Source organism: Burkholderia gladioli (assembly GCF_000959725.1).
GTDB classification, from domain to species: Bacteria; Pseudomonadota; Gammaproteobacteria; order Burkholderiales; family Burkholderiaceae; genus Burkholderia; species Burkholderia gladioli.
The window spans coordinates 2,944,639-2,967,754 of record NZ_CP009322.1; the positions used below are offsets into that span (position 1 = coordinate 2,944,639).

Here is a 23,116-nt window from a genome sequence, read left to right on the forward strand (position 1 = left end):
TCAGAGTTCAGAAGATCGCGCTCGCGGCAGCTTTGATTAACCGAACATGGGACAAACGTTGCCATCTCCCTGATCTGGGGCACGGGCGAGGATTTCGTCTGCTATCGGCAGTCAAACCGCACGCTCGATGAGCGAACATTTGATGGCCAGTTCAAGCCGAGGACATGACGTACATCATCGGTGGTCGACTGGCCGTTGGCGGTCAGCCAGTGTTGACATGAAAATCGACCATCCAACAAAGACACACTCTGTAGGGGGAGACAGCAAGTTCAACTGTGCGCCGATTATCTGGCTGGTGAATGGTGACTATCGATCACTGAACGGCCCACAAATTGATAACTAGGCAAACGCAGCAAGGGCGGCACCGCTTGTCGGTGCCTTGTCCTCGCGCGCCGCTGCCGTACGAGCGGCATCACCCACATTCACTGCAGGCTGGCCTGCTCGCGCATGCGACGGGCCTCGTCGCGCAGGAACTGCTGGTAATCGTCCAGATCGCCGTCGAAGGGCTCCACGCCCCCCTTGGTCACGAGCCAGAACTCGTCGCACACCGCGCGCAGCAGCGACCGGTCGTGGCTGACCAGCATCACGGTGCCCTCGAACTCATTGAGCGCCATGCCCAGCGCCTCGCGGGTGGCCAGATCGAGGTGGTTGGTCGGCTCGTCGAGCAGCAGCAGGTTGGGGCGCTGCCACACGATCATGCACAGCACGAGCCTCGCCTTTTCCCCGCCGCTCATCGTGCCGACCTGCTGATGGACCATGTCGCCGCTGAAATTGAAGCTGCCGAGGAAAGTGCGCAGCGATTGTTCCGTGCCGCTCTGGCCGGGCGCGCGCATGTGCGCCGGCGTGTCCTTGGCCAGGCGGATCATGTGTTCGATCGGCGTATCGAGAGGACGCAGCACGTCGAGTTCCTGCTGGGCGAAGTAGCCGATGTTCAGGCCCTTGCCTTCGCTGATCTCGCCCGCGATCGGGGCCAGCGCGTGGGCCACCGTTTTCACCAGCGTGGACTTGCCCTGCCCGTTGGCACCGAGGATGCCGATGCGCTGCCCGGCCAGCACGGAACGATTGATGCCTCGCACGATGACGGTCGGCGGCGTACCCGGCGCCGCGTCGTCCGGCGCGGGGTAACCGAAGCTCGCGTCCAGCATCGACAGCAGCGGGTTCGGCACGTTGAGCGGCTCCTTGAACTCGAAGCTGAACTCCGCGTCGGCCAGCACCGGCGCGATCTTCTCCATGCGTTCGAGCGCCTTGACCCGGCTCTGCGCCTGCTTCGCCTTCGAGGCCTTGGCCTTGAAGCGATCGATGAACTTCTGCAGGTGGGCGATCTTGTCCGCCTGCCTCGCCATCGCGGCCTGCTGCAGGACCAACTGCTCGGCGCGCATGTCCTCGAACTTGCTGTAGTTGCCGCCGTAGCGCACCAGCTTCGCGTTGTCGACGTGCACGGTCACCTGCGTCACCGCATCGAGGAATTCGCGATCGTGGCTGATCACCACCAGGGTTCCCTGGTAGCGCTTGAGCCACGCTTCCAGCCAGACCAAGGCGTCGAGATCCAGGTGATTGGTCGGCTCGTCGAGCAGCAGCAGGTCCGACGGGCACATCAGGGCACGCGCCAATTGGAGCCGCATGCGCCAGCCGCCGGAGAAACTGTTGACCGGCTGGTCGAGCTGCGCCTCACGGAAGCCAAGACCGAGAATCAGCGCCTGCGCCCGCGAGGGAGCGTCATGCGCACCGGCGTCGTGCAGGGCCATGTAAGCCTCCGCCATGCGCATGCCGTCGTCGCTGGCTTCCGCGGCGGCCACCTCGGCCTGCGCGGCCAGCAGCACGGTGTCGCCCTCGATCACGAAGTCGGTCGCGCTCTGCTCGGTCTCGGGCATATCCTGCGCGACCTGGCCCATCTTCCACGCGGCGGGAATCGAAAACTCGCCGCCGTCTTCATGCAGCGTGCCGTTGAGAAGGCCGAAGAAGGACGACTTGCCGGCGCCATTGCGGCCGACCAGGCCGATTTTTTCCCCCGGCGTGAAGACGACGGATGCGCGGTCGAGCACGACATTGACGCCGCGGCGCAGGGTGACATTACGGATGGAGATCATGAGGAGCGACTTCGGAGAGGACAGGCATCATAGCCGACCGGCGGGCAAGCCTGCCCGATGCGGCGCCGCAGTCGACCCGTGTAGGCTTTCAAAATAGGTGTCTTTATCACCCTGGAAAAATCAAGGACGTGGACACCTTTTTTGAGACACCGCATGCCTGTCGTCTCAGAAAAGATGTCCGTGGCCCCGAAAATTCTCAGAAAAGTCGTCCCCGAGAATGTCACGACCTCGCCTAGAGCGTGTTATGCACTTTCAAAAATACTGGACAGCGCGAGCGAGCATCAACGAGACAAAGACGACGAAGTGCAGGCCAGCCAGCGTTTCAGGTAGACGCTCGTAATCACGCGCTAGCCTGCGAAAGCGATTGAGCCAGCCGAAGCTGCGTTCGACTACCCAGCGTCGCGGCAAAAGCACGAAGCCTTTCTTCGCCTCGGGTAGTTTGATGACCTGCAGCTCGATGCCCTCAGCGCTCGCGGCCGCTGCCGCATCCTTGCCGGTGTAGCCTTGGTCCGCGAAAGCGAGTTTCACCGTTTTGCCCGTCGCTTGCTGGACTTGTTGCGCCAGTTCCTGAACCTGAGCACGCTCTTGCTCGTCGGCTGGCGTGATGTAGACGGCCAATAGATGACCCAATGTGTCGACAGCAATATGCGTTTTGCTGCCACGCTTGCGTTTGTAGCCATCGTATCCTGCGCGCGGACCGCTTTCGCATGTGGACTGAAGCGTTCGCCCATCGAGAATGACCGCACTGGGCTGGCCCTGACGCGCTTGCGCGACGCGAATGATCGAGCGCAGATCGTCGGTCATCGCTTCAAAACACCCGGTGCGAAGCCATCGCTGTGTTTGCTGATAAACGGCTTCCCACGGCGGGAAATTGGTCGGCAGTAACCGCCACGGCGCGCCTGCGCGGGCCTGCCAGCGCAGCGCGTTGTACAGCTCTCGCAGTTCATATTGCCGCTGCGGGGCGTCCTCTTTCATCAAGGTCAGATAGGGGGCCACGAAGCCCCATTCTTCATCCGTTACATCGCTTGGGTAAGGGCGGCGTTTTTCCATCCCGCTTCGACCCAGGTGAGCTAGAAAAGTGCATAACACGCTCTAGGCTGATGACAACGATCACACCAATAGTCTACACACTACCGCATAGCGAAGGAATTTTCGCTCTCACTTAGAAAGTTAAATAAGGCGCTATTTACTTGCAATCATCAAAAGTTCTTTTTCCAAAGTCTCAACGACTGTAGAAAAATTGGCTCTCACACTACTTCGGGCCGCTTCTCTGGTAGCAATCGCATCTTCCGAGAAATATTTTCTGACAGCAGAGGCACCATTCTCGTCATCAGTTGCGATCAACTTGAACGCATCACCATCAAAAAATGGCATTGGATTAAATTCGCCGACCTTAAAGGCACATGCCTTAAGTGAATAGAGATCCATAACCTCAATAAATCCACGATCAAAAGTCAATAGCGCAGGAAAGAAATACCTTGCCTGCTTAACTGGATTAAATGTAATGGACTGCTCCATTTGTCGAACATGCCACATATCCCAAGCCATGTTGCGCAGCAGCTCCAGAATATCCTTCTTTGATTTTTTCTGAATTCTCCCAAAGAACTTGAGGTCTTGGCCTCGTGTGAAATATGCGCGGGCAACTGCGACCTCTCGCACGCTGATTGCCGCAAGCCCAGAATGACAAAACTCCATGAAGGCAGACATTTTCTCGCAGATGCCTGCGCCCGGGGATTTCAATTGAATCGCCGCCATCTTGATTAAGCATGCGTACATGTATTGATGCCGAAACTTAATTCTCTTCATTCCGGAATCATCGCTGATATCCATGTACATCTTCGACAACAGATGCTGGGCTGACGTTGTCAACTCTTGTTCAGTCAGCGTTGATTGAACTTCGCCTTTCGATTTGAGCCATTTTGCATCAATCGTGCGTAAAATTTCGTAGGCTTTGAGATTTTCGAAAATCTCATCAGCCGATTTTCCATCGGCAAGATTAGGTAGATTTTCGGTGAAATAGGGGATTGGATCAACATTAACCTCGGGACTTGCAATGAACTCAAAAACCTCTAAAAAGTCTGCCGGAATCCCTCCGCCACGCTTGCCCGCCATATGAGGAACAAGGTAGCTCATTGCATTGGTATCGAGGGAAATTGAGTAATCAATCGGATAGGTTGATTGTCCCGACTCCATTTCCAAGGCCGTATCCGGGTCTAGCACAAGAACGCGATCGGTTTTGAATAGACTACGGACGGCGGCACCTGCGGCAAACGTTCGATTTACCGCAAAACCAGGTTTTCCACCCTTATCCGACGCAAATACGAATTTGTAATTCTTGAGAAGTGGGGCTGCAAGATGATACAGTCTAAATGCTTCACCGGTGTTGTCCGAGTTGCAGATACGCGCAACAATTTGCTCAATATTGATATCTCGAAAATCCATCTCCCCTCCGTGAATAGTGCCGAAAATATTTGAGCCTTGCAATTACCTACGTAGGCAATTGGTCTTTGACCAAAAGTCAGTGGTAATGCCCCGTTTTCCACGGCAAGCAGAAGTAGAAACTAAGCGGCCATGGCCAGCCGCTGCTTTGGCGTAAAATCACTCATCGCCATACCGGGCGCTCATGATTGTAAGTCCACATCCAGTCGACCACTGCTAAATTAACTCCGGGCTCCAAATCCGAGTGCTACTGAAAGCGAGAGAACGTCGCCCGCACACCATGCTCAAAGCTCAGAATACGCAAGCATTCACACCCAGCAGGTGTTGATGCGCAGCGATACACTCCGAGCAAATGCGCTCGTTGGCGCCAACAAGGATTGCATTGGGTTCGACTCAGTGGCCACCCAAGCTGATCTGCGTGGGCTTCGTCCCGCTACCATGTCTAGACACTCGGCTAGCCTGGGGAGGTCAGAAACGGGCATAATTTCGGCATCGCGGGAGAAAGTTATGACACGAAAGCTTTACGGCATCGAGTTGAAGCCCCGGGGAGAGCCCGTCCGCCCTGTTCCCATTGATTTATCGGGACCAGAAGGAGAGCGTATTGTTCGAAGCGCTGTCAAGCGAGTGCTTGAGACGCACAAGGACGTCATCAAGGCACTTGCCAAACGATGAGTTCATGTCTTCCGATATCTGCTAAGACGGTACAGATATTCTCACAACGAGATCCTTCGGACTGGACCTGACTTGTCGGATGACTTGGGTAAAGCGTCGCGCTACTCAAGGGCGGAGGGACCTTGCGACGACCTTCATTCCGACGACATCGACGGTTTTGTGAGTTGCGACGACTGACGGAAGAGCCGCTCTCACGCGGCCCTTCTCTTCTGGGCTCGACGTGCGCATGCTGCAGCACCAGCCTTGAAGGTTGACAGCTTACATAGAGGCAAGCACGGGTGCATTATATATTGCTCGCCGCGCTGCGTTATGGTCCATCCGTTCAGCCGCCGATTAAACATCGAAATGGTCGAGATACAAGCGCTCAAGCGGCCCATGCTGTGTTCTGGAGCCGAAATCTATAGGGCGTTCTTGCATCCATCCCTGCATCTTGCCCGGAAGTGATTCTAAATAAGCGTCGAAATTATCTGGGTTCGCAAGCAGTTCTTTTATAGCTCTCTCATGCCACGTTAGATGCACATTCAGTAAGTAGGGAAATCCGGTATCGCCTTCACGACTTTTCGCTCCGATTCGAACCCAGGACGGGTGCCCGCTCTCATGCTGCACGACGTCGGCAGTGACTTGCTGGGCATGATAGAGGCTACTGATTTTTTCCGCGATTCGTATTGCAAATTCGTCTTCAAATCTGTGCCAGTCGTTCGCATTCATCTAAACCCCCAAGGCTCGTCTGAGGGATAAGTATCGCACGAGGCCCAGTTACGGCACATAGCACAAAGTCTTTACGTGTGTTCCAACAGAAGGCCAACTTGCATCCTACCGCCCGATTGTCGATGACTCACGGACCGCGGTCGAACGTCTGGTTCCGGCCGCTTGACGACACATACATTACCGGCGGCCCCCGGGGTCGTTTTATCTGTCTGGCGCTGGCCCCCTTGGCTGTCGCTGTAGTTGCTGATACGCCAGAGATCCATCAGGCGAAGATGCCCTCGTCGATCTGTATGAGGGCATCTTCGACGAGTCGCGCGCCGTGCTCGGTTGCTGCCAGTTCGAGCGCCGTTTTACCGGCGAATCGGGTTTGCTGGCCACGCAGCCAGATCATCGCCTTTTCCTGATTACCGAAAATGGCTTGCGCCTGCGCCAAGATCTTCACGAGGCGGATCGCCTTGTCGGACTCGGTTTTGGACAGGCGCTCGCCGTGCTGCCGGCGATATGAAAGAGTGCTGCGAGGAATGATGAAGATGAGTTCTTTGTCTTTCAGACCGTACGCGTCAAGGCGGTCAAGCACATCGATGCCTACCCGCTGTTCTGCAAGCACGGCGAGATCCCTGCTCGAGCGAACAGGTGCCTGGAGCAGGTCGCAAAGCAAGGAAAATTCGGCCGCGCGTGGATGAGCTTTTCCGCTAGGATGGAACTCAACGATCGACATGACTGCATCCTCATTAACCGTAGAAGTCGCGATCCGATCTGACAGTTACCCGTTCCGACGGTGCATGACTGTCAGATCAGATTCAGATGGCTCACTTTTCACGCCAAACCTCCTTGCCCGCGATGAGCGTCTGCAAAGGCGTGCGACCGCAGCACATCTTACCCTGATGGGTTCGCTCGCCGTTGTAATACGCAAGCCAAGTATCGAGATCGGCCTGTAGTCGCCCGTGCTGCCGGCGGCCTCGGAGGGACGCGAGATCGTGACGAACTACCGCGCGATAGGTTTCACGCTCGGACGGCACCCGCTCGAGCTGCTGCGCGATCGCCTGCGAGCTGACTAGCTGCTGCCGGCGCGCGAGCTCGCGCAGTTGCGCAACGGACAGTTCGCGCGGGCCTGCGGGATCGTGACGGTATGCCAGCGCCCAGGCACGGCCAAAGGCGTGCTGTTTATCACGCTCGAGTAGCTACTTGGATTTCTCGGGACCATGACACTCTTGCCTAGTTGTAATCAACCGGTCCCCTACCAGCACCCCAGTCGACACAAAATCTCGATCAAGATGCACAGTCGGCCGGTTGCCAACCGCAGGGCAGCCGCCATCAGCGGTGTACTCCATAGCAAATAGCGTCTGGTTAAGGATTATTCCCGTAGCCTGTGCGTCTGATATCGATTCTGGCGCCGCGACGATCACCGTAGCGATACCGAGTAATGCCGCCGGGGTAAACAGTTCAATAACGTCTCGCAAGTAGCGCCCTTGAAGCACCGGGTCACCACGGCGACCGAAGCGCACTCGTCGCCACCAAATGAATATCCTGTCCGTCTTCTCCTCCGGAATGAATTTTAACCACTCTCGCACGGATCTCAACAAGAGCGACGGCAGGTTGATCAAAATAAGTATTGCGCCACACACGGCCAGAAAAATTGCAGCGCATCGGACAAAATTCAGGACTACATACCAGGATGACAGAAGACCAACAAAACTCGGGAAGTACTTCGCATCTGCATGTGTCAAAAGTCGCGTCGTACGTATTGCTTGCGATGTTCCGATCGCCAAACATACCGCAGTCGACATCGCATATAACGTTTTGCCGAGCACCTTTCCCCATGACCACTTCGCGATCCGGGAAAGTATCAGATGTGCATGCCGAAGAGCAGCAATCGATGTCACCACACCGACGCAGAATATCTCATATGTGGAACCGATCCAGGGCATCCAGTGCAGGGTAGTAAGTATCAGACGAGCAATCATGTACATCATGACAGCTCCGTACAAGACCGGGACGTCGGGAGGAAGCTTGCGCAGCGGCCGTAGCGCTTTCATAATACGCATTACCCGCCTTAACATCATCCTGCGAAAAGGTGGCAGGAATCGCCGCCACTCCAAAAATAGCCCCCACAACATGAAACCGAAAAAGGAGGCTCCTATAAGCTTAGCTCCCCAACCATAGCTGACCACCCTTGTCGCCAACGTCAACCCCAAAAGCACAACTACAAGCCGCACCCCCGGATGTCGGAATACCCCGCCTACTGCATTAATCCAATATTTCATATACCCCTCTATTATTGCGATATTTATGCAGACATCCAATGTATCGCGACATTCAAAGCGCAATCGCCTTATCGCGTCGATCTATACTCAAGAAAGGCGAAATTGGAGAGAGTCCACTTGGAGGGCACGGTAATCAACATAACCAGAACAATGCCAAACGAGGGCAACTGCACGCGGACAAGTCAGTTGATACCTCTGCCAAGCAGGCGAAACTTCGAAGCTGCAATCGTTGCGAGCACTTGAGCCTGCGCCGAGAGGTCTGTATTCACGTCCTCCGCGGTCATTGACACGAGGTAAGTTGTGTAGCCATCGCGGCCACCGGCATGCGAGGCGACATCGCAAAAAAAATAGCAGAGGGTTTCTCGTATGGCGCGCGGGCGGCTGGCGTTTGCAGCTTGAGCGCGCGGCGGGGTACGCGTACTGGCCTGCGACCAATGTCGAGAGCACCGAAAGCAGCGAGACTGCGAGCAAGCCCCACCAGGCCCAGTCGTGCTCGCGCTTATCGGAAAGGTCGACGGGCTTGAAGCCGAGGCCACCGATGTAGGCCGTGCAACACGACAGTACGACCGCGATTTTCGAGTTCGTCGCGTTGATGTACCCGTCAAAGCGTTTGATGATTTCGAGCAGTAGCTTCTGTTGCTCCTCGTGTGTTCGCGTCCCTGCCATCATTCCCTCGACAATCTGCCAAATCTTGCTCGAGCAGCGCGGCACGAACGGCCGCGACGCGCTGCCACCCTACTGCTTGTTTCCGTTACGCCGGGTCTGCCGCGGGGCTCCCAGCACTGCGCCCAGGGCATCAAACCAGTTGCGGTCGTGAATCAGGCGCCCTTGATGCGCAGACACAGACAGGATTTGCGCCTTCGTCAACTGCGAGACGATTTCCCAGTTCGCGTGGGCGAGAATGTAGGTGGCGTTGTTCGTGAACCGGCTTTCCAGGATGCACAGGCCCTTGCTCGGGAAACCGAACACGACGTAATCGTCAAAGCCACCCAGACCGATGGCGACGAATTCCGGCGCGTACTTGCCCACTTCCTTGAAGCGCGATGCAACGACCTCGCGGCTCTTGCCACGGCTCTTGTCGATGACAGTTTCGAGCGACGACCATGCGGATTTCCACGGGTTCTTGCCAGGCGGCAGAAGCTTCCAGTTGAGGCGGCGCACTGGCACCTTGACCGACGGGCTCATCGACGTGTCGAGCACCTCGAACGAGCCGAACTGCTCGAACAACATATTGGCTGTGTTCGTCGCAACAACGGTCTGTTCATCCGTGTGTTTGAACGGACCGGCGACGATGCAATGCGCACCGTCAGGGTCGGCCGAGATAACAACCTCGATGGAGTACGGCGGAACGTTCGTACGCGGATAACGGTAGTACGGAACATCCTTGACCTCGGTCACCTCGACCTCACGGTCGCCGTGGCGCTGCGTATAAGTCCAGCTGATTTGACGATACGCAACCTCTTTGTCCTGATCGCGATGAACGATGTCGAAGCCGTTAGCGTTGCGGCGGCTCGCCGCGCCGCGAGCCGGCGGCAACAGGCGTTCGCCGATGACCAGCGGACGCGAAAAGCCCAGCGCCGCCAGACGAGCGGCATGCTCGGGGCGCACGCGCACGCCGAGGTAATATTTACCGCCCTCCGGCAGATGCGACAGGTAACGATTGATGTCGCGCGTCTTGCGTTCTACTATCATCGAATTTGTCCTCGCTCATCTGGAGCGGCGAAGTGCCAAATGCTTCGCCCACACCTTGTAAGACTCTCCAGAACGACCGCACGGACGTCTCAACAAAAATTTTCTTCGGCAGCGTCCGTAGAGCGCGCCAGGAGAGTCTTCACCGTTAAGGGGAGTTCGGGAGCTATGAGAGAAGCCCTCGACACTGACGACCGCCTGAGTCCGGCGGAGGTCAAGCAGGAACTGGAAAATATGTCGCCGGCCGATTGGGTCCGCGTCGAACGGATTGCCAGGCGTGCGTTCGCTGGTGTCGGTGCCGATTCGCACGAGGACCTGCTGCAGGACGCTTGTGCAAAGCTTCTTGGCGGAGAGCGGGTCTGGCATCGGGGATATCCGGCCGTACCGGCTATCGCATCGGTCCTGGACAGCATGGCCAGTAACGCTCGCAAGCGCGAAGCGAACGGTCCAATCGACGGGCACACCGTTGTGGAAAGCACCGACGTCATGGATTCGACCGACCTGCTTATCCGTAACGTCGAGCCAGTTCAGACACTCACCCCCGAGGTCGCGACATCCGATGCCGAGCAAGCCACTCGCGTCGAGATGCTGCTCGCAGAGGATGCGGAAGCAGCGTTGGTCGCCTGGGAATGGGCTACAGGAAGACGCGGCAAAGAAGCCGCAGAAGCGCTACAAATGGACAAGAATCAGTATGAGGCCGCCCGTAAGCGGTTGGTCCGGAAACTCGAAACTATGGAAGACGAAAGGAGGAACGGATGAGCGCATCGCGCAAGCCACAGTTCTCGTCGCGCTTTCTCGAGTCATACACGTACGAGCTGATGTCGATGTCCGACGAGGAAATACTCGAAGGTGAGGATATCGAGGCCGTCAAGCAGCGCGCTTCCAACCGCATCGCAGCAGCGAATCAAGCCGCTGGACGCAAACGAATGGCAGCAGCTAAAGCGGCTCGTCAGCAGAGACAACATGAGCCCGACGTTCCGGCTTCTGCTGTGTCGTTAGATGACGTTAAGGCCTACATACGCGAAGCAGCGAACGACGGTCAGGTCACCCTCGCCGCTCGTCAACTCAGCGAAATGTCCGAAACCGACGCTCGACGGCTCTACGCTCAGCTCAAGCAACTTCGAGATGGACAGGGAGAAAACAATTGACTCCCGGCCAGCGCGCGGAAGCACTGATATCCGAATTTGGCATCTCGTCCCCATCGGAACTGGACGTCGAAGCCATCGCCTACGACGCGGGCATGCATGTTCGTTATGAACAGATTGATGGTTGCGAGGCGACCCTCGTAGGGGTCAAGAACCAGGCAATCGCGACTATCAGGCCGTCAGGCAATCGCGGGCGAGAAAGGTTTTCCCTCGCGCATGAACTTGGGCATTGGAATATGCATCGCGGGAGGTCGTTTCGCTGCCGCGTCGATGACCAGAGTACAAACTTGGCGTCCGACGCGTCACTGGAGAAGGAAGCGGACAGCTATGCCGCGCATCTGTTGATGCCACGCCACCTATTCGACCCTGCCGTACGCTCAGGAGCAAAAATCCCGACGTTCAAGCACATCGGGGACGTAGCTCAAGCGTTCGACGTCAGCATCGCAGCTGCCATCATCCGGATGGCCGAAGTCGATTCATTGCCTTTAATCGTCGCCTGCTACGACAGAGCAGGGATACGCTGGCGCGCGTTCGCCCCTCATGTTCCACGGCGCTGGCGCTTGGTACAAACGCTCGATGAAGACAGCTTTGCGTACGACATCGTAAATGGAGACAAATCAACGCATTGCTCTGGGAAGCAGGAAGCGCAAGCGTGGTTTTCGAACGATGGGGCGGAAAACTACGAAATCCATGAGAGTTCTATGCCAGGTTACTTAGGTGAAGTACTGGTGATGCTGTACGTCGGCGATGCGGATATGTTCGAGTCACCCTACGAGCGGGAACCAGAAGGCCGCTATCAAGAAATTCCAAGTTTTGCAAGGCGTTCGCGCTAATCGATAAACGGGACGCTCAAGTTCGAGGCGGCGGCGACATCGGATGTAGTCAAGTGTTCGGTCGAAATCGCGCCAAATACGAATTAATCACATCTTCGCTGACATCAGTTGTAGAAGTTCAGACTTGATCTGACAGTAACGCCTTGCCAAGATGTAGGGTTATCCGTTTTGATAGAGGTGCGAATCTTCATCAAAACAGCGCGTAAACGCCAAGGAGTAACCCCGTGAGTAGTCTCAACCAAAACGTCATCCGCCACAAGATCGGTCTGCTGAATCTGGTGTAGAAGCCCGTTAATTCGTAAGCGGCTCAGCCTGGCCGTTTCCCCGTTCGCGCGCGTGGGACATGATGGTGATGACGTGGTGGAGTCCGTGTAGATCAAGTGTATAAGGCTGGACTAGACCAAGCAGACAGCGTCAGATTGTCTGACTCAGTTTGGCCAGATGGAGCCGTTCGAGCAGAGCCGTCGTCCGTCCGCTTGGGAACGGTAGGCGTCGTCAATTGTCTTGGAATGCTTTGCTGTCGCATAATGCAAGAACCGCGGCGCGCCCAAGGGTGAATCTCGCTTCGTTGGTAGGCTATTCAAGAGGAATTGGAGGCTAATGTTTCCGATCCTTATGAAAAAATTCCAGTCCAAATTCGACACTAAAAACGATCACTAATATGAGCGACATTGAATGGGGCAACGTCTGGCCGACGATCGATCCGGCGATTCAGTCTCAAGCAAAAGATATAGCCGAATCCGGAAAATTTGATGACGCGATCCTTGCATCGCTTCGCTACGTCGAAAGTGCGATTCAAAGCCGCATCAGTTCGACAAGCATCGGCCAAGCTTTGCTAAACGAGGCATTTGATGGCTCGATACCTAAAATTCAGATTGGCGCCCCGCGCGACACTGAATGGGTTAAGTCGATTTTCTCCGGTGCATTCGGATTTGTCAGAAACGACCGGGCACACAAGGACGTGCCTGCATTTCCTTGTAGCTCAGTTAGCGAGTGCAGTGCGTTTCTCCAGTTCGCAAGCTTCCTGTTACGTCTACTCGACCGAGACAAATCACTGCTTCCAAATGTTGTCAGCGTCGAAGTTGTCGCGCTTACTGATCGTATGACGGTGACATTTCACGGCGGACAATTGACTCGGATAGACAAGGTAGTTAGCTCGGGACAAGCCTTTCCAGCAACGCTGCAGCGCGTCGATATGGCGGAGTTCGAACTCTCTGCGGGTTTTGTTGGGAACCTTGACGTGTTCTCCGGTTATGAAAAAGTACATTCGGTTCATGTTGATGGACGGCCGGCTGCCGGCGGCGCTGACAACATCTACGAGGTCACTGAATCAAATATTCCTTTGTACAGCGATGCGAGCGGAAAAGTACGGCGATCTGATTGCACTGGCCTGATGGTTGAAGCGAATGAGGGTGGCAAAGTGTTCGCGCGGATACAACCGACGCGAGGGACATACAGGAAGGGACAATACATCTCGCACGGTCCGTTTGAGTTTGATCGGCCAGCGATCGGGAAAACGTGGTTTCGCTCGACCAGTGGTGAAATTTTGCCAGCGTGGGATAGTTCTGCGCTGGCCGCACCGAATGTTCTCGGAGAACGCGGGACCAGCGTAATAAGCAACCTTAGCATTCTCCCGAGCGTCGTTTCGCTGACGGTCGGTGAGATTCGGACGTTAACCGTGCGCGCCATCGAAACGGACGGTCCTGTGCGAAGGAACGTTTCTGCTAACAGAGGCGCATGGAGTAGCCAAAATGAACAGGTGGCACACGTCGCAGGAGGTGTCGTGCGCGGGAAATCCCTAGGGCAGACCAAGTTGGATTACGTCCAGCATGGGTTTAAGAGTTCGATTGATCTAAGAGTTGAGGACCATATCCGCGGCGATAAGGTTATTTATTTTGAAAGCCAGTATCGCGCCCAATCCATTCGTTTCGACAGCGCTGATGATTTGTATTTTTGCGACCAGTCAAGTTCGCTTTTTAAGCTAAAGCGAGCAGGTGGCGTCGAAACTGTGCTACGAATCCCCAAACCCAACCTGGCGCCATTTGGCGTCGATTGCATCGCACTCCATGCATCTGACGGAATTTACGCAAATAATGTACACCAAGGCGGCGCATTTTATTTTCCCCGCAACGGTCTCCGCTTTGAGCCCGGGGTCGAAATCGGTCGCGACATAGAGGGCACCAAGAAGGGAATGGTGACGACAAGTGCGGGAGATCTCTTCGCCGTCGTTATGCAGTCGCGTGGCGGGTGCGTCCTTCACGTTAGTCCAGACGGAGCTGAAACCACATTTGCAACCCGAGGAAGCGCTCACGTTATTGGTATCGGTCCTGACGCTCGGCTATACATCCCCCCACACGTCGGCGGATGTATTGACGTTTACGAGCAAGGCGGACGTTTGATCGAAACTATCGGGCTCGCCGTCGAGGGGGCTGTTGGTGATCTCACGGTAGCAGCCGATGGAACACTATACGTGGCGATATTTAACCCGGGCCAACTACTTAAGCTAACTCCTTCGCCTCTAGGTTTTCAGCAATCAATAATCGCGACGGATCTGGGAAATCCGACAGGCGTATCGCTAGACTCGCAGGGCCGCATTTACGTTAGCGACTTTTCATCGGGTCGAATTTATCTCGTGTACTAGAGAAAAATTGGGGGCTCAGGCGGAATTGATTTTGATCGAGAATCGTGTTGAAGTCGTTTCGCCAAGAAAGGAAAAACGGACGGTGGCATTTACGTCCTCAAAGGCGCGAATGGGTCGATCACGGCCTTTGATAAGGTGTAGAAGTTCAGACTTGATCTGACAGTCATGCACTGTCGGAACGGGTAACTGTCAGATCGGGTCGCGACTTCTACAGCTTACCGCCTTCCCTACTGCTTTGCTAGACGAAAGGGCTTCATACACCTAACGCAAATACAGCGCGATTGAGTAGATTGCGCACCCGATCGTAACCGGGTTGAACATCCATTACCTCGATCGGCTTCAGGCCATCGAGTTCGGAATGTGCTCGGGTCATCCATTGCGCAGCCAGATCCCGAGCCCCAAACACCTCAGTCGCGTGGTCAAGGACATAGAGCACTCGCGCAACGCGATCTGACTCGACTAAGGACAAACGGTCCCCATTCGTCATCTTCCGTCGGATAGTCGAGGTCGATAAACTCAATGCTCTGAGGAATTCTTGAACAGAGATATCCAGCAGTTCTTTCGCCACACGCTCGACTATCGCGGCATCGAAGCCCTCAACAATGGTACGGCGTTGAGACAGCGGTGCCATTCGGCGGAAGGTGTCGATATCGACAGTGCTCGCGCCAAGCCCGTCCGAGCCCGTGATCATTGCGGTGACACGCTTGCCTAGCTGGCGGCCGGGAAGTGATGCCCTCATGATGAAATTCCAAAAAATTTAAACGGACGTTTTTGTTTTAACGCATTGTCAAACGATAGTCAAATAATCATTAAATTGAAAATGTCGTGTGCTGGCTTGCTGGAATCGCCATACTCCTATACTCAACAATCCATATTTATACAGAATCTACATACGACAATGAACACAGCATTTTCTCATTCCAAATGGATTCCCCAGCCATCTGCTCGCTGACCTGCCGCTCAAAAAGCGCCACGAAATCGCCGGCCGAGCGGACAAGTCCCTGGAGAAAGTCGCCAAGCAGGGTAAATTCGGCCACGCGTGGACGAGCACTTTCCATAGAACAAAACTCATCTTTCGACGTGACTATATCCTCTTTAAATTTTTCGACTTCTCATAGAATTTTTCCATAAATCGAGCAGCCCGCAGTATCCGACTTTCGATATGGTCTAACCACTCTGCTACCAGCGATCTCCTACGCTTGTCGCTTGCTCCGCCAACGCTTCTTGCCAGCAAACGTCACAATCGCAGCTGGATGTGGGCTGCCACCGGATGGTCGTCCGGGATATCGGGCGAACGAATTATCTCTGGATCTTGCCGAACGGCTTTGTTGCATTCTTTCGTTGCGCACTGGAGATGAACGCACGATGAATGAAACCGAATGTCGGCTCAGGTAGTTCAGTAAACAGCCGATAAGATAGGCGTCCGAGATAGTCGCTGTGGTAGGTGCATGGCGGCATCTGAACCAGTGGATCACGCACTTTGCTTATTGCGGACTGTAGCCCGTATGGCCAGTCCCTCACCAAGCAGCCTGCACGTTCTACGCGCCACGCGACGTCACGAACTCTCTTTGAACGAGATGCTGGATAGCGTGACCAGCCGCCTGCAGCCTCAAGCGTGCAAAAGAACGAAATCACCCTGAGCAAGTCGTCAAGATCCAGCTTGTTAAACTCGTCGCATACGTCTTCGCAGCGAGGAGGTGTCTCGCGAAGGAAATGCAACTGCCAGCGGCGACACACAAGTCTGGCGACTCGCATTTCTTCGTCCGATACGCGTACGCCATCTCCACCAAGGTCGAAGCCGCATTGACATAGATGGAGTCGCGGTCGCAACGCGTCTATGGCTCGCTCGCATGCCGGGCATTGATCAAGTATTCGCACTTGGTGATATGGACAAGCAGTGACGAACGTGAATGCATGTACGCCAGGCAGGTATCCGAACTTGCGAATACACATCGGGCACACTCGCTCGCAAGTGCCGACAAGCAAGTGGTGCTGCCCCACATTGGCCCCGTAATACGTGTAGCGCCGTCTCGGTCCTGCACCGCGCTCCCTGACGCCAAACTCGCGCGGACAAAGAGCGCCGATTAGCTCAGGATCCTGGCGACAAACTCTTGCCAACGACACGACTTCATTTGGCAGGCGGGGAAATGTGCTTGCGATGCCGGCAACACGCAGAACAAATCCCGGCCCGGGTAGTGCGTTTGCTTCTGCAGTTCGTAGCAGCATGGAAGAAAGCGACTCCCCCGGATAGGTTTTAACACCGATCAGCAGCGCCTGGCTCATCAGAGCACCTCCGAGAACGGCTCACCTGCCTGTGTCAAAGGAATGCCGTTGAATTTCTTAGAGACGGTTTCATAAAGGCTGCTCGACGCGCCGAAGGGTATTCCAGCAGATCAGGCAGCAACCGAGTTTGAGGAACGCGCCGTGAATGTCCGCACGTCGCTCGAAACGAATACGGAGGCGACGGAAGTGATGCAGCCAAGCATGCGTGCGTTCAACGACCCAGCGATATTTGCCAAGGCCGCTGCCGTGTTCGGTACGGCGCCTGGCGATCACCGGCTCAATACCGCGATTGCGCAACGCTCGTCGATGTCGCTCGGAGTCGTATCCTCGATCGGCGTAGACCACACGCGGTCTTTGCAGCGGGTGGCCTCGCAGTCCGCGAATCGGCGCAATCGCGTCAATCAGCGGCAGCAATTGCGTGACATCGTTGACGTTCGCGCCGGTCAGGATCGCGGCAAGCGGCGTGCCGTTGGCGTCGGTGACGATGTGGTGCTTGGAACCGGGTCGCGCGCGATCGGTTGGGTTTGGCCCAGTTTTTGGCCCGCCCCAACTGCGCGAATCGATGATGAATCGACAGCGGCTCGCGAGAAGTCGATTTGGTCTGCTGCGCGCAGCTTCGCGAGCAGCAGCTCGTGCAAACGGTCCCACACACCGGCAGCCTGCCAATCGCGTAGCCGTCGCCAACATGTCACGCCCGAGCCGCAACCCATCTCGGCAGGCAGATCGCGCCAGCGCAGTCCGGTCTTGAGAACGAACAAGATGCCGGTCAGCGCGGCGCGATTCGAAACCGGCAGGCGGCCCGGGTTCTTCTTGCGCCGTGGCTTGGATGGCGGCAGTAACGGCTCGATCAGTGTCCACAACTCGTCGTCGATGATTGGCTTGCCCATCTCCTCGTCTCGGTTGTTCCGATGCCTGAGGTTAACAGCTCGCCGCGAAAGTTAACAGCCCCTCGGGCCCTTTTTGAAACCGTCTCTTATGGAACGGATCCCGGCTCGGGACTGCTTCATCCCAGATGTATACGTGAAATGCCTTTGCAAAATCCGGGATGTCTATGAAGCGAGCCTTGCGCGATGCCGCAATTCGGTAGGCGCCACCAATGATCTTGCACATGTAATCAACAAGCCCACCTGTTGCAAAATGCAACTGCTGTATAAACCCAATTTGATCGAGATTTGCACAGGGCAGCGGCATATCAGTCATCAGTGCCTTTGCGACTCCCACAAAGGTACCGATGTCTGGCTTGTTGGCCGTCGAGAAAGGCCTCAACCTCACGACTCTTGAGAAGCGCCGGCGTAGCTGCTGATTGACTTCGAGCACCCGCAACAGCGAGGGAAGTCCTGCCAAGACAACTGATACCTGCAAGCGATTGAGCAAACCCTTAAGCCAATCCGAAACTTCCAGCAACCGGCGTTTGGCTCCATCGGCAAAGTGTTGAAATTCATCGAGAAAGATGAGTTCCACACCGCATGCCTCAACAAGCGTCACAATGCATTCGGTCAAGCGCGCCCCTGTCGAGCCAGGAGGAATCGCCGCGCCCATAGCGAGCAGAATCGCCTCTGCAAGCGACTTCACAGTAGGTGCCGATGGCACCTCCACATATAGTGTTGGAATTACACGTCTTATCAGTTCTTCATGCGCTGGGAATTGATCCCGATAACCCTTCAGTACAGTTGATTTTCCGCTGCCACTCGGCCCCACCAAGGCAAGTCCTGACATTTCGCCAGACTCTCGCTGCCATCCATGCAGTTCCTCGATAGCGGATTGGGCCGCGACAAAGTCAGGATGATCGACAATGTTGTTTCGAACGTTGAAATTAATCATCGCTTGCTCCTTGACTGGCTTGTCGAGCGCTTCGAAACAGAGAACGCAGGAATATCCTTGATGCCATCAGTATGGGTATCAGCGAACGTGTCTTCGACTGAAATTCCGGGCGATGCAACGACGGGCGTGGAATGCCGTCCCAGAAGGGTTGATTTGCTCGAATGTCCCTCGAGCCTTGCTGCCCTACGGCGATCCGACATCCGATGGCTGCGATATAGTTCATCGATGTGGTTGCTTAGCGCGATCCGTGCATGACGAAGAGAGTCGGTGTCGACCACTTTGGCGTCCCGTCTCAGTTTATCTACCAGCTCCGCGTGCATGTCACGTGTGAGTCCAGTCGCGTATTGCAGATCCGTACAAACCACTTCGATGTACTCTTTCCGTGCCGGGTCGAATATCTGCACGGCGTCGACTCTCTCGAAAAAATATCGGACACGTAGCTTCTCGCCTTCAGGCAAACGAAGCCGGAGTGCTTGCAAACCAGGGTTGTTGTATGAGAGGTGCTCGAAGGTGACGCCTCGATTCGTTACGACGCAATGCGCCGTACCGGCGAACGCAATCTCAAGCGCGTTCGGATCTTCCGCCATGTAGATGTGATGTTCTCGGCAGCTTTCCTGCCACACCATATTTGGTGTACGTTTCCCTAAGCCTCGCTGGGGCGCATGCTGATAGACCTCGGCGATCCATCGAACAACAAGTTTGGTCAGATCTTCTAGAGTGACGCAAGCGAGGTCTGCTGAGTTGTAATCGCCACGCTCTGTTGTGCTCGACCACGTCGTCCCCGGAATATTGTGAAAGAGCTGCTCAGCCACCGTTCGCATAAAGCGCTCGACCCGCCCTTTGTGCCACGGGGATCGGCTTGGGCAATACGCCAGTTCAATGCCGAGATCTGCACAGCCGTGCCGCAGTCCGGTTCCGTGGAATTCCATGCCGTTGTCAGCGACGATGAGGGAAGGCACGCCTCGCGCGGGCCAGTCGATATGCTCAAGACCAAGCTGTTGCAGCAGCGCCCCTTTGCCCAGCATTCCCATGCGAATTGCAGCACCAACCTCTTCCTGACCCGGTACGCGAGCGCTGATCTGAAATCCCATGACCATGCGGGAGTGCGCGTCAATCACGACCGTCAATATTGGGCGCACGATGACGATTCGGCGCTTTGGACAGACGCAGAGAAGATTGACTGGGGTATGGTCGATTTCCCATCGCTCATTTATGTGTTGCGTCCGGAGCGATCCATACACGGGGCGGTATTTCCTCTTCGCAGCCAGACGCCCCTCGCGGGCAACAGTGACCATGTACCAGTCCAATGTGTGTACATGGCGATAGAGCGTCGCGCGGCTGATTACAGGTAGAGGCTCCGGTAGAAGGTGGTTTTTCTCCTCGATGGCTGTAACAACCCTGTCGTACAGGGATGCCACAGTTGGCCGCTGCTGATTGAGATAGTGCGTCTCTATAACGTCTTCAACCAGATTCAATAGCGCTCCGTCGAGTACACTGGTTCTTCCCTTGCGCTCGTGACGCGGAATAACATCCACGACATCTTCGGCGATGCGGTATCGCCGTTTCCAGCGGCAGAAGCTGCGGTAGCTTGGTGGCGCCTTCACACCTAGATTGGCAGCGACGCGCGCGAGAACAACTTCCGTGTATGGTTGGCCGGTGCAGCCTTCGGTTGCAACTGCCCGAAGATATGCCAAGCGCATCTGCGCCTGCTGCACATCTTTCTCCTTGTAAGTTGACGCGTCACGCCGTGAAACTTCAATCACGGGCGCGACTGCCTCAGCGATACTGTCGCGGTCGAGTTCCCACGAGGCTGATGCGTGACGTGCCCAAAGTTCGGCCTCGAAAATACGCAGCGGCTCTCCGTCATCCGATTCCAGAAGAATCCGGCCGTCTGCCAGACGTCGCTGCACGGTCCAGCGAATAGAACCTTCCACGAAGACGATCGCGGGTTTAAGCAAAAATCTGCGCATGTCGCATCTCCGGTGGGTCAACGAAAAGTTCGGCCGTCGACAGGAAGGGCAAGTCGAGGTCAATGCCGGCGGCGCCGTTTGCAAGCCAAGTGAGTGCGCGGGTTTTCGTGCGTGCGAGATGGATCAGTCCGCCGAACGTACGAGGCTGCATCCGGGCGACCAGATCGCGAGCCTCGTCAGCTTCGTTGCGACCAATCCGGCCACGCCAGGGGCGAAGCAACCGGAGGGTGTCGCGACGGATGCCGGCTCCGGTAATCCTCTCGTCCCAGACATAAAGAGGAAACCCTCGTTCGGCGAGGCCGGCTCGCGCCAAAGCCAGACGATTTGCGACCGACGGACGACGCGCTTCCCGTGCCGGCTTGGCCTCGATGAATACGATCGAGCCGTCGCGCAACGTCACCTCATAATCGGGCGTGTAGCTGAACGGCTGGGAAATCGTGCCCAGCTGAAACTGCCGATCCTGGGCGTCACGGTAATGCGTGACTTCCGGGGAAAACTCCAGGAGGAGGGCGGCCCCTTCCTCTCCCCAGCTGTGCCACGGTACAGACGGGGGGCTCTTGATCGACGGTATGAAGCCCCGGAAAGAAGTACCGCTTCGTGTGATTTTTGAAGGCATGACATCGTCTCCGGCGCCCAGGCTGGGCGCGTGGAAAGGGGCGTCTCGGACCGTATGGGCGAGCGCCGACCGCGCGATTCGAAAAATCGCGCACCGTGGAGACGAACGGGATTGACTCGACCGGGGAAGCGGCTATACTGAGGTTTCCACACCGTTGTATAGTCGCGCTCCGCGCGATCGAGGAAGCCAGTCCATCTCAGATGTGATTGGCTTTTTCACTTTATGGCATCGATTTTCTCCTAGTCGTACTGTCGGACTAGCTGGCGACAGAAAAGGACTTCATGCGGCAAATCCCATCAGTGGGTTCGCGGGATAGCGAGTTTCGAGGGATTTCCAGACAGATACACGCGGTCTCCGACTACCGATCGTTCCGATAAATTCGGTTCTATCGCTGCTGCCCCTGTTGATGAGGCGACGTTAGCATTACGCTGGCTGGCGCCTGGGGTTCCACCAATGTGCCCATCCAAGCCGCAATATCTTGCGGTCGCCAGAAGCGCTGGCGTCCAATTCGAAGGCATGCCGGTGTCTCGCCTTTCAGATACATCGAGTCAAATTTCCGGCGCGAGATCCGCAGGATCGCTGCAAATTCGTTTGCGGTGACCAAGGCTTCCATGAATGACTCCTGCAATGCATGTTGATGCATTCTCAATGGGGGGCAAAATTTTTGCCAGACGCAATGAAAACAGCAAATGCAACGCTTCGGAAACGCCCAGAGCCAAAGTGGGCTGGGCTTTGGCCGAGATGGGACTCTCTTTTTCAGGCTGCTGTATCTGGCTGGAAAGACCTTGAAGATGCAGTTCTGCTGGGCGATGATGGACTGAGCAAAGGTTGGATAACCCAAGACGGATTACAGGCGCGTATTCGCTGGAATCACTATGTCGCGCGGCTTCCTTTCGTCCCGTTGGCTGCAGATGAGGTCGCCGTGTCGTACAGCCGTCGGTGGCCGGTTACGGCAAACCAGATAGATAGGCTTGCCGCCACGTGGCTGCGGGCTTCGCTCGTGGACGCGATAGGAAGCGAGACGTTTCGTAGCGGCGTCCAATTTCTTCTTGATTCCATCGCTCTTGATCAGGCGGAATCCGACGAAGCGATCCGAAGCCCAGTTAAGCTGTTAAAGCTCGCCTATGCGCAGTTACTGAAGTTACCCAGACGATCTGACGATGGTTTTCGGCTGGCAGCATTCTGGTTGGTTTTGATCGGCTGCGCAGTTGATCGCTTACCATATCCCGACTGCAAGCTTTGCTTCAGGCATGCGCCACACGGCCACCAATACTGCCTCGCGCACTCACAGGCGAGAGCATTCCAGGGGACAAAGGCACAAAAGGCTCGCCGATACTACCTCGGCAGAAAAACGGCGCGAGAGCTCGGCTGGGACCGAAGAAGGCCTATCATCCAGGCTCACGCCGAGTTGGAAATACCGAACCTCATCGCGCGGCATCTGTGGGGGACTTTGCCACGCGGAGAGGTGGACCTGTTCAAACGTATCCGAAAACAACTCGCCGGCTCGCCGAATGTTCGGCAGTTGCTTGATGGGCCGATTCCGCTAGGAAACGTGGCCCTTGATGCCCTGCTGCGCAACAAACTTGATCCCCTAGAGTTGTTGCCACAAGCGTGGCCCGAGAAGGTTGCACTGGCAGAACGCTGGCTTTCGTGCGAGTTACGCCAAGCTCCCGGCGTGCGAGGCCGATCACGGGCCTTAAGTGCAAAAATTCAGCGAGCTGAACGGCTCGCTTCCAGCGGCATGTCGATTGGGCAGATTGCGAAAGTACTAGGCTGTTCGACGGCAACAATTAGAAGTTGGCGCGCCCGCGGACAAGCACAACGGCTCTCGCAAATACTCTCGTACCAGAGCCAGTCAAAATCGTCTGTTCGCTAAGCAACAGGGCGAGGTTTACGGCGGCTCCGCCGCTCGGCACTCCAAGAAAGGCTGCCAGCCTGTCCATGCAAT

21 protein-coding genes and 2 pseudogenes are annotated in these 23,116 nt (G+C 56.0%); 6 read left to right on the forward strand and 17 right to left on the reverse strand.

The features are described 5' to 3' along the window. Positions 1-422 precede the first annotated feature (422 nt). The 6 genes and pseudogenes from BM43_RS12860 to BM43_RS40355 all read right to left on the reverse strand — a co-directional run. Entirely contained in the window at positions 423-2,087 is a 1,665-nt protein-coding gene (locus BM43_RS12860) for an ABC-F family ATP-binding cassette domain-containing protein (protein ID WP_036055324.1), read from the reverse strand. Between the two features lie 252 nt (positions 2,088-2,339). Next, positions 2,340-3,137, reverse strand: a complete 798-nt coding sequence (locus BM43_RS12865; protein ID WP_036055323.1) for an IS5 family transposase — start codon at positions 3,135-3,137, stop codon at positions 2,340-2,342. A 132-nt stretch (positions 3,138-3,269) separates the two neighbouring features. Beyond that, positions 3,270-4,529 carry a hypothetical protein gene (locus BM43_RS38805; RefSeq protein ID WP_080742293.1) on the reverse strand — a complete coding sequence of 420 codons (1,260 nt, stop codon included), beginning with the start codon at positions 4,527-4,529 and terminating at the stop codon, positions 3,270-3,272. Positions 4,530-5,531: 1,002 nt separating this feature from the next. Next, positions 5,532-5,906 carry a DUF5594 family protein gene (locus BM43_RS38810; protein WP_080742294.1) on the reverse strand — a complete coding sequence of 125 codons (375 nt, stop codon included), beginning with the start codon at positions 5,904-5,906 and terminating at the stop codon, positions 5,532-5,534. A gap of 262 nt (positions 5,907-6,168) precedes the next feature. Then, a complete protein-coding gene (locus tag BM43_RS12870) occupies positions 6,169-6,624 on the reverse strand; it encodes an antitoxin Xre/MbcA/ParS toxin-binding domain-containing protein (RefSeq protein WP_036055322.1) in 456 nt (151 codons plus the stop codon). Between the two features lie 71 nt (positions 6,625-6,695). After that, positions 6,696-6,844: pseudogene (locus tag BM43_RS40355) on the reverse strand (IS481 family transposase); the annotation flags it as partial. Between the two features lie 3 nt (positions 6,845-6,847). Here BM43_RS40355 and BM43_RS42230 point away from each other — a divergent pair. Next, a pseudogene (locus BM43_RS42230) lies at positions 6,848-7,084 on the forward strand (hypothetical protein); the annotation flags it as partial. 3 nt (positions 7,085-7,087) lie between these two features. On the opposite strand, the gene BM43_RS40360 reads toward BM43_RS42230, so the two are convergent. The 3 genes from BM43_RS40360 to BM43_RS12875 form a co-directional block, all read right to left on the reverse strand. Further along, positions 7,088-7,879 carry a hypothetical protein gene (locus BM43_RS40360; protein WP_127913884.1) on the reverse strand — a complete coding sequence of 264 codons (792 nt, stop codon included), beginning with the start codon at positions 7,877-7,879 and terminating at the stop codon, positions 7,088-7,090. Between the two features lie 473 nt (positions 7,880-8,352). After that, positions 8,353-8,706 carry a Pycsar system effector family protein gene (locus tag BM43_RS42810; RefSeq protein ID WP_483073559.1) on the reverse strand — a complete coding sequence of 118 codons (354 nt, stop codon included), beginning with the start codon at positions 8,704-8,706 and terminating at the stop codon, positions 8,353-8,355. A 199-nt stretch (positions 8,707-8,905) separates the two neighbouring features. Further along, positions 8,906-9,862: a hypothetical protein gene (locus tag BM43_RS12875; protein ID WP_036055321.1), complete on the reverse strand. Its 957-nt coding sequence runs from the start codon at positions 9,860-9,862 to the stop codon at positions 8,906-8,908. A 165-nt stretch (positions 9,863-10,027) separates the two neighbouring features. Here BM43_RS12875 and BM43_RS12880 point away from each other — a divergent pair, with 165 nt between their 5' ends. From BM43_RS12880 to BM43_RS38830, 4 genes are all read left to right on the forward strand, one after another. Further along, a complete protein-coding gene (locus BM43_RS12880) occupies positions 10,028-10,618 on the forward strand; it encodes a hypothetical protein (protein WP_036055320.1) in 591 nt (196 codons plus the stop codon). After that, positions 10,615-11,007 carry a hypothetical protein gene (locus tag BM43_RS37510; protein ID WP_036055319.1) on the forward strand — a complete coding sequence of 131 codons (393 nt, stop codon included), beginning with the start codon at positions 10,615-10,617 and terminating at the stop codon, positions 11,005-11,007. The genes BM43_RS12880 and BM43_RS37510 overlap by 4 nt, the downstream gene beginning before the upstream one ends. Next, positions 11,004-11,837, forward strand: a complete 834-nt coding sequence (locus BM43_RS12885; RefSeq protein ID WP_036055318.1) for an ImmA/IrrE family metallo-endopeptidase — start codon at positions 11,004-11,006, stop codon at positions 11,835-11,837. Before BM43_RS37510 ends, BM43_RS12885 begins: the two co-directional genes overlap by 4 nt. Positions 11,838-12,498: 661 nt before the next feature. After that, complete coding sequence (locus BM43_RS38830; protein ID WP_080742296.1) at positions 12,499-14,478, forward strand: TIGR02391 family protein; 1,980 nt, start codon at positions 12,499-12,501, stop codon at positions 14,476-14,478. A gap of 253 nt (positions 14,479-14,731) precedes the next feature. Here the strand turns inward: BM43_RS38830 and BM43_RS12890 are convergent, their stop codons facing one another. The 8 genes from BM43_RS12890 to BM43_RS40370 form a co-directional block, all read right to left on the reverse strand. Then, positions 14,732-15,217 carry an antitoxin Xre/MbcA/ParS toxin-binding domain-containing protein gene (locus BM43_RS12890; RefSeq protein WP_172535076.1) on the reverse strand — a complete coding sequence of 162 codons (486 nt, stop codon included), beginning with the start codon at positions 15,215-15,217 and terminating at the stop codon, positions 14,732-14,734. A gap of 136 nt (positions 15,218-15,353) precedes the next feature. After that, on the reverse strand, positions 15,354-15,536 hold the full coding sequence (locus tag BM43_RS40365) for a hypothetical protein (RefSeq protein WP_144417655.1): 183 nt from the start codon (positions 15,534-15,536) through the stop codon (positions 15,354-15,356). A 241-nt stretch (positions 15,537-15,777) separates the two neighbouring features. Beyond that, positions 15,778-16,761 (reverse strand): TniQ family protein, encoded by a 984-nt coding sequence (locus BM43_RS38835; protein WP_080742297.1) that lies wholly within the window; start codon positions 16,759-16,761, stop codon positions 15,778-15,780. Between the two features lie 69 nt (positions 16,762-16,830). Continuing rightward, positions 16,831-17,648, reverse strand: a protein-coding gene (locus tag BM43_RS38840; RefSeq protein WP_088555423.1) for an IS5 family transposase whose coding sequence is annotated in 2 segments (ribosomal slippage) — positions 16,831-17,300 and positions 17,300-17,648 — 819 coding nt in all. Because the reading frame shifts where the segments join, the coding sequence is not laid out codon by codon here. 31 nt (positions 17,649-17,679) lie between these two features. After that, the gene (locus BM43_RS38845) at positions 17,680-18,582 is read right to left on the reverse strand and encodes a TniB family NTP-binding protein (RefSeq protein WP_045577453.1); all 903 of its coding nucleotides are present in this window, start codon (positions 18,580-18,582) and stop codon (positions 17,680-17,682) included. Next, complete coding sequence (locus BM43_RS12905) at positions 18,579-20,552, reverse strand: DDE-type integrase/transposase/recombinase (protein WP_045577454.1); 1,974 nt, start codon at positions 20,550-20,552, stop codon at positions 18,579-18,581. Before BM43_RS12905 ends, BM43_RS38845 begins: the two co-directional genes overlap by 4 nt. Then, positions 20,533-21,168, reverse strand: coding sequence for a TnsA endonuclease N-terminal domain-containing protein (locus tag BM43_RS12910; protein WP_042286995.1), 636 nt, complete (start codon positions 21,166-21,168; stop codon positions 20,533-20,535). The genes BM43_RS12905 and BM43_RS12910 overlap by 20 nt, the downstream gene beginning before the upstream one ends. 385 nt (positions 21,169-21,553) lie before the next feature. Next, on the reverse strand, positions 21,554-21,781 hold the full coding sequence (locus BM43_RS40370; protein ID WP_123863851.1) for a helix-turn-helix transcriptional regulator: 228 nt from the start codon (positions 21,779-21,781) through the stop codon (positions 21,554-21,556). A gap of 63 nt (positions 21,782-21,844) precedes the next feature. Here BM43_RS40370 and BM43_RS40375 point away from each other — a divergent pair, with 63 nt between their 5' ends. Beyond that, on the forward strand, positions 21,845-23,044 hold the full coding sequence (locus tag BM43_RS40375) for a helix-turn-helix domain-containing protein (protein ID WP_144417656.1): 1,200 nt from the start codon (positions 21,845-21,847) through the stop codon (positions 23,042-23,044). Positions 23,045-23,116: the final 72 nt, after the last annotated feature.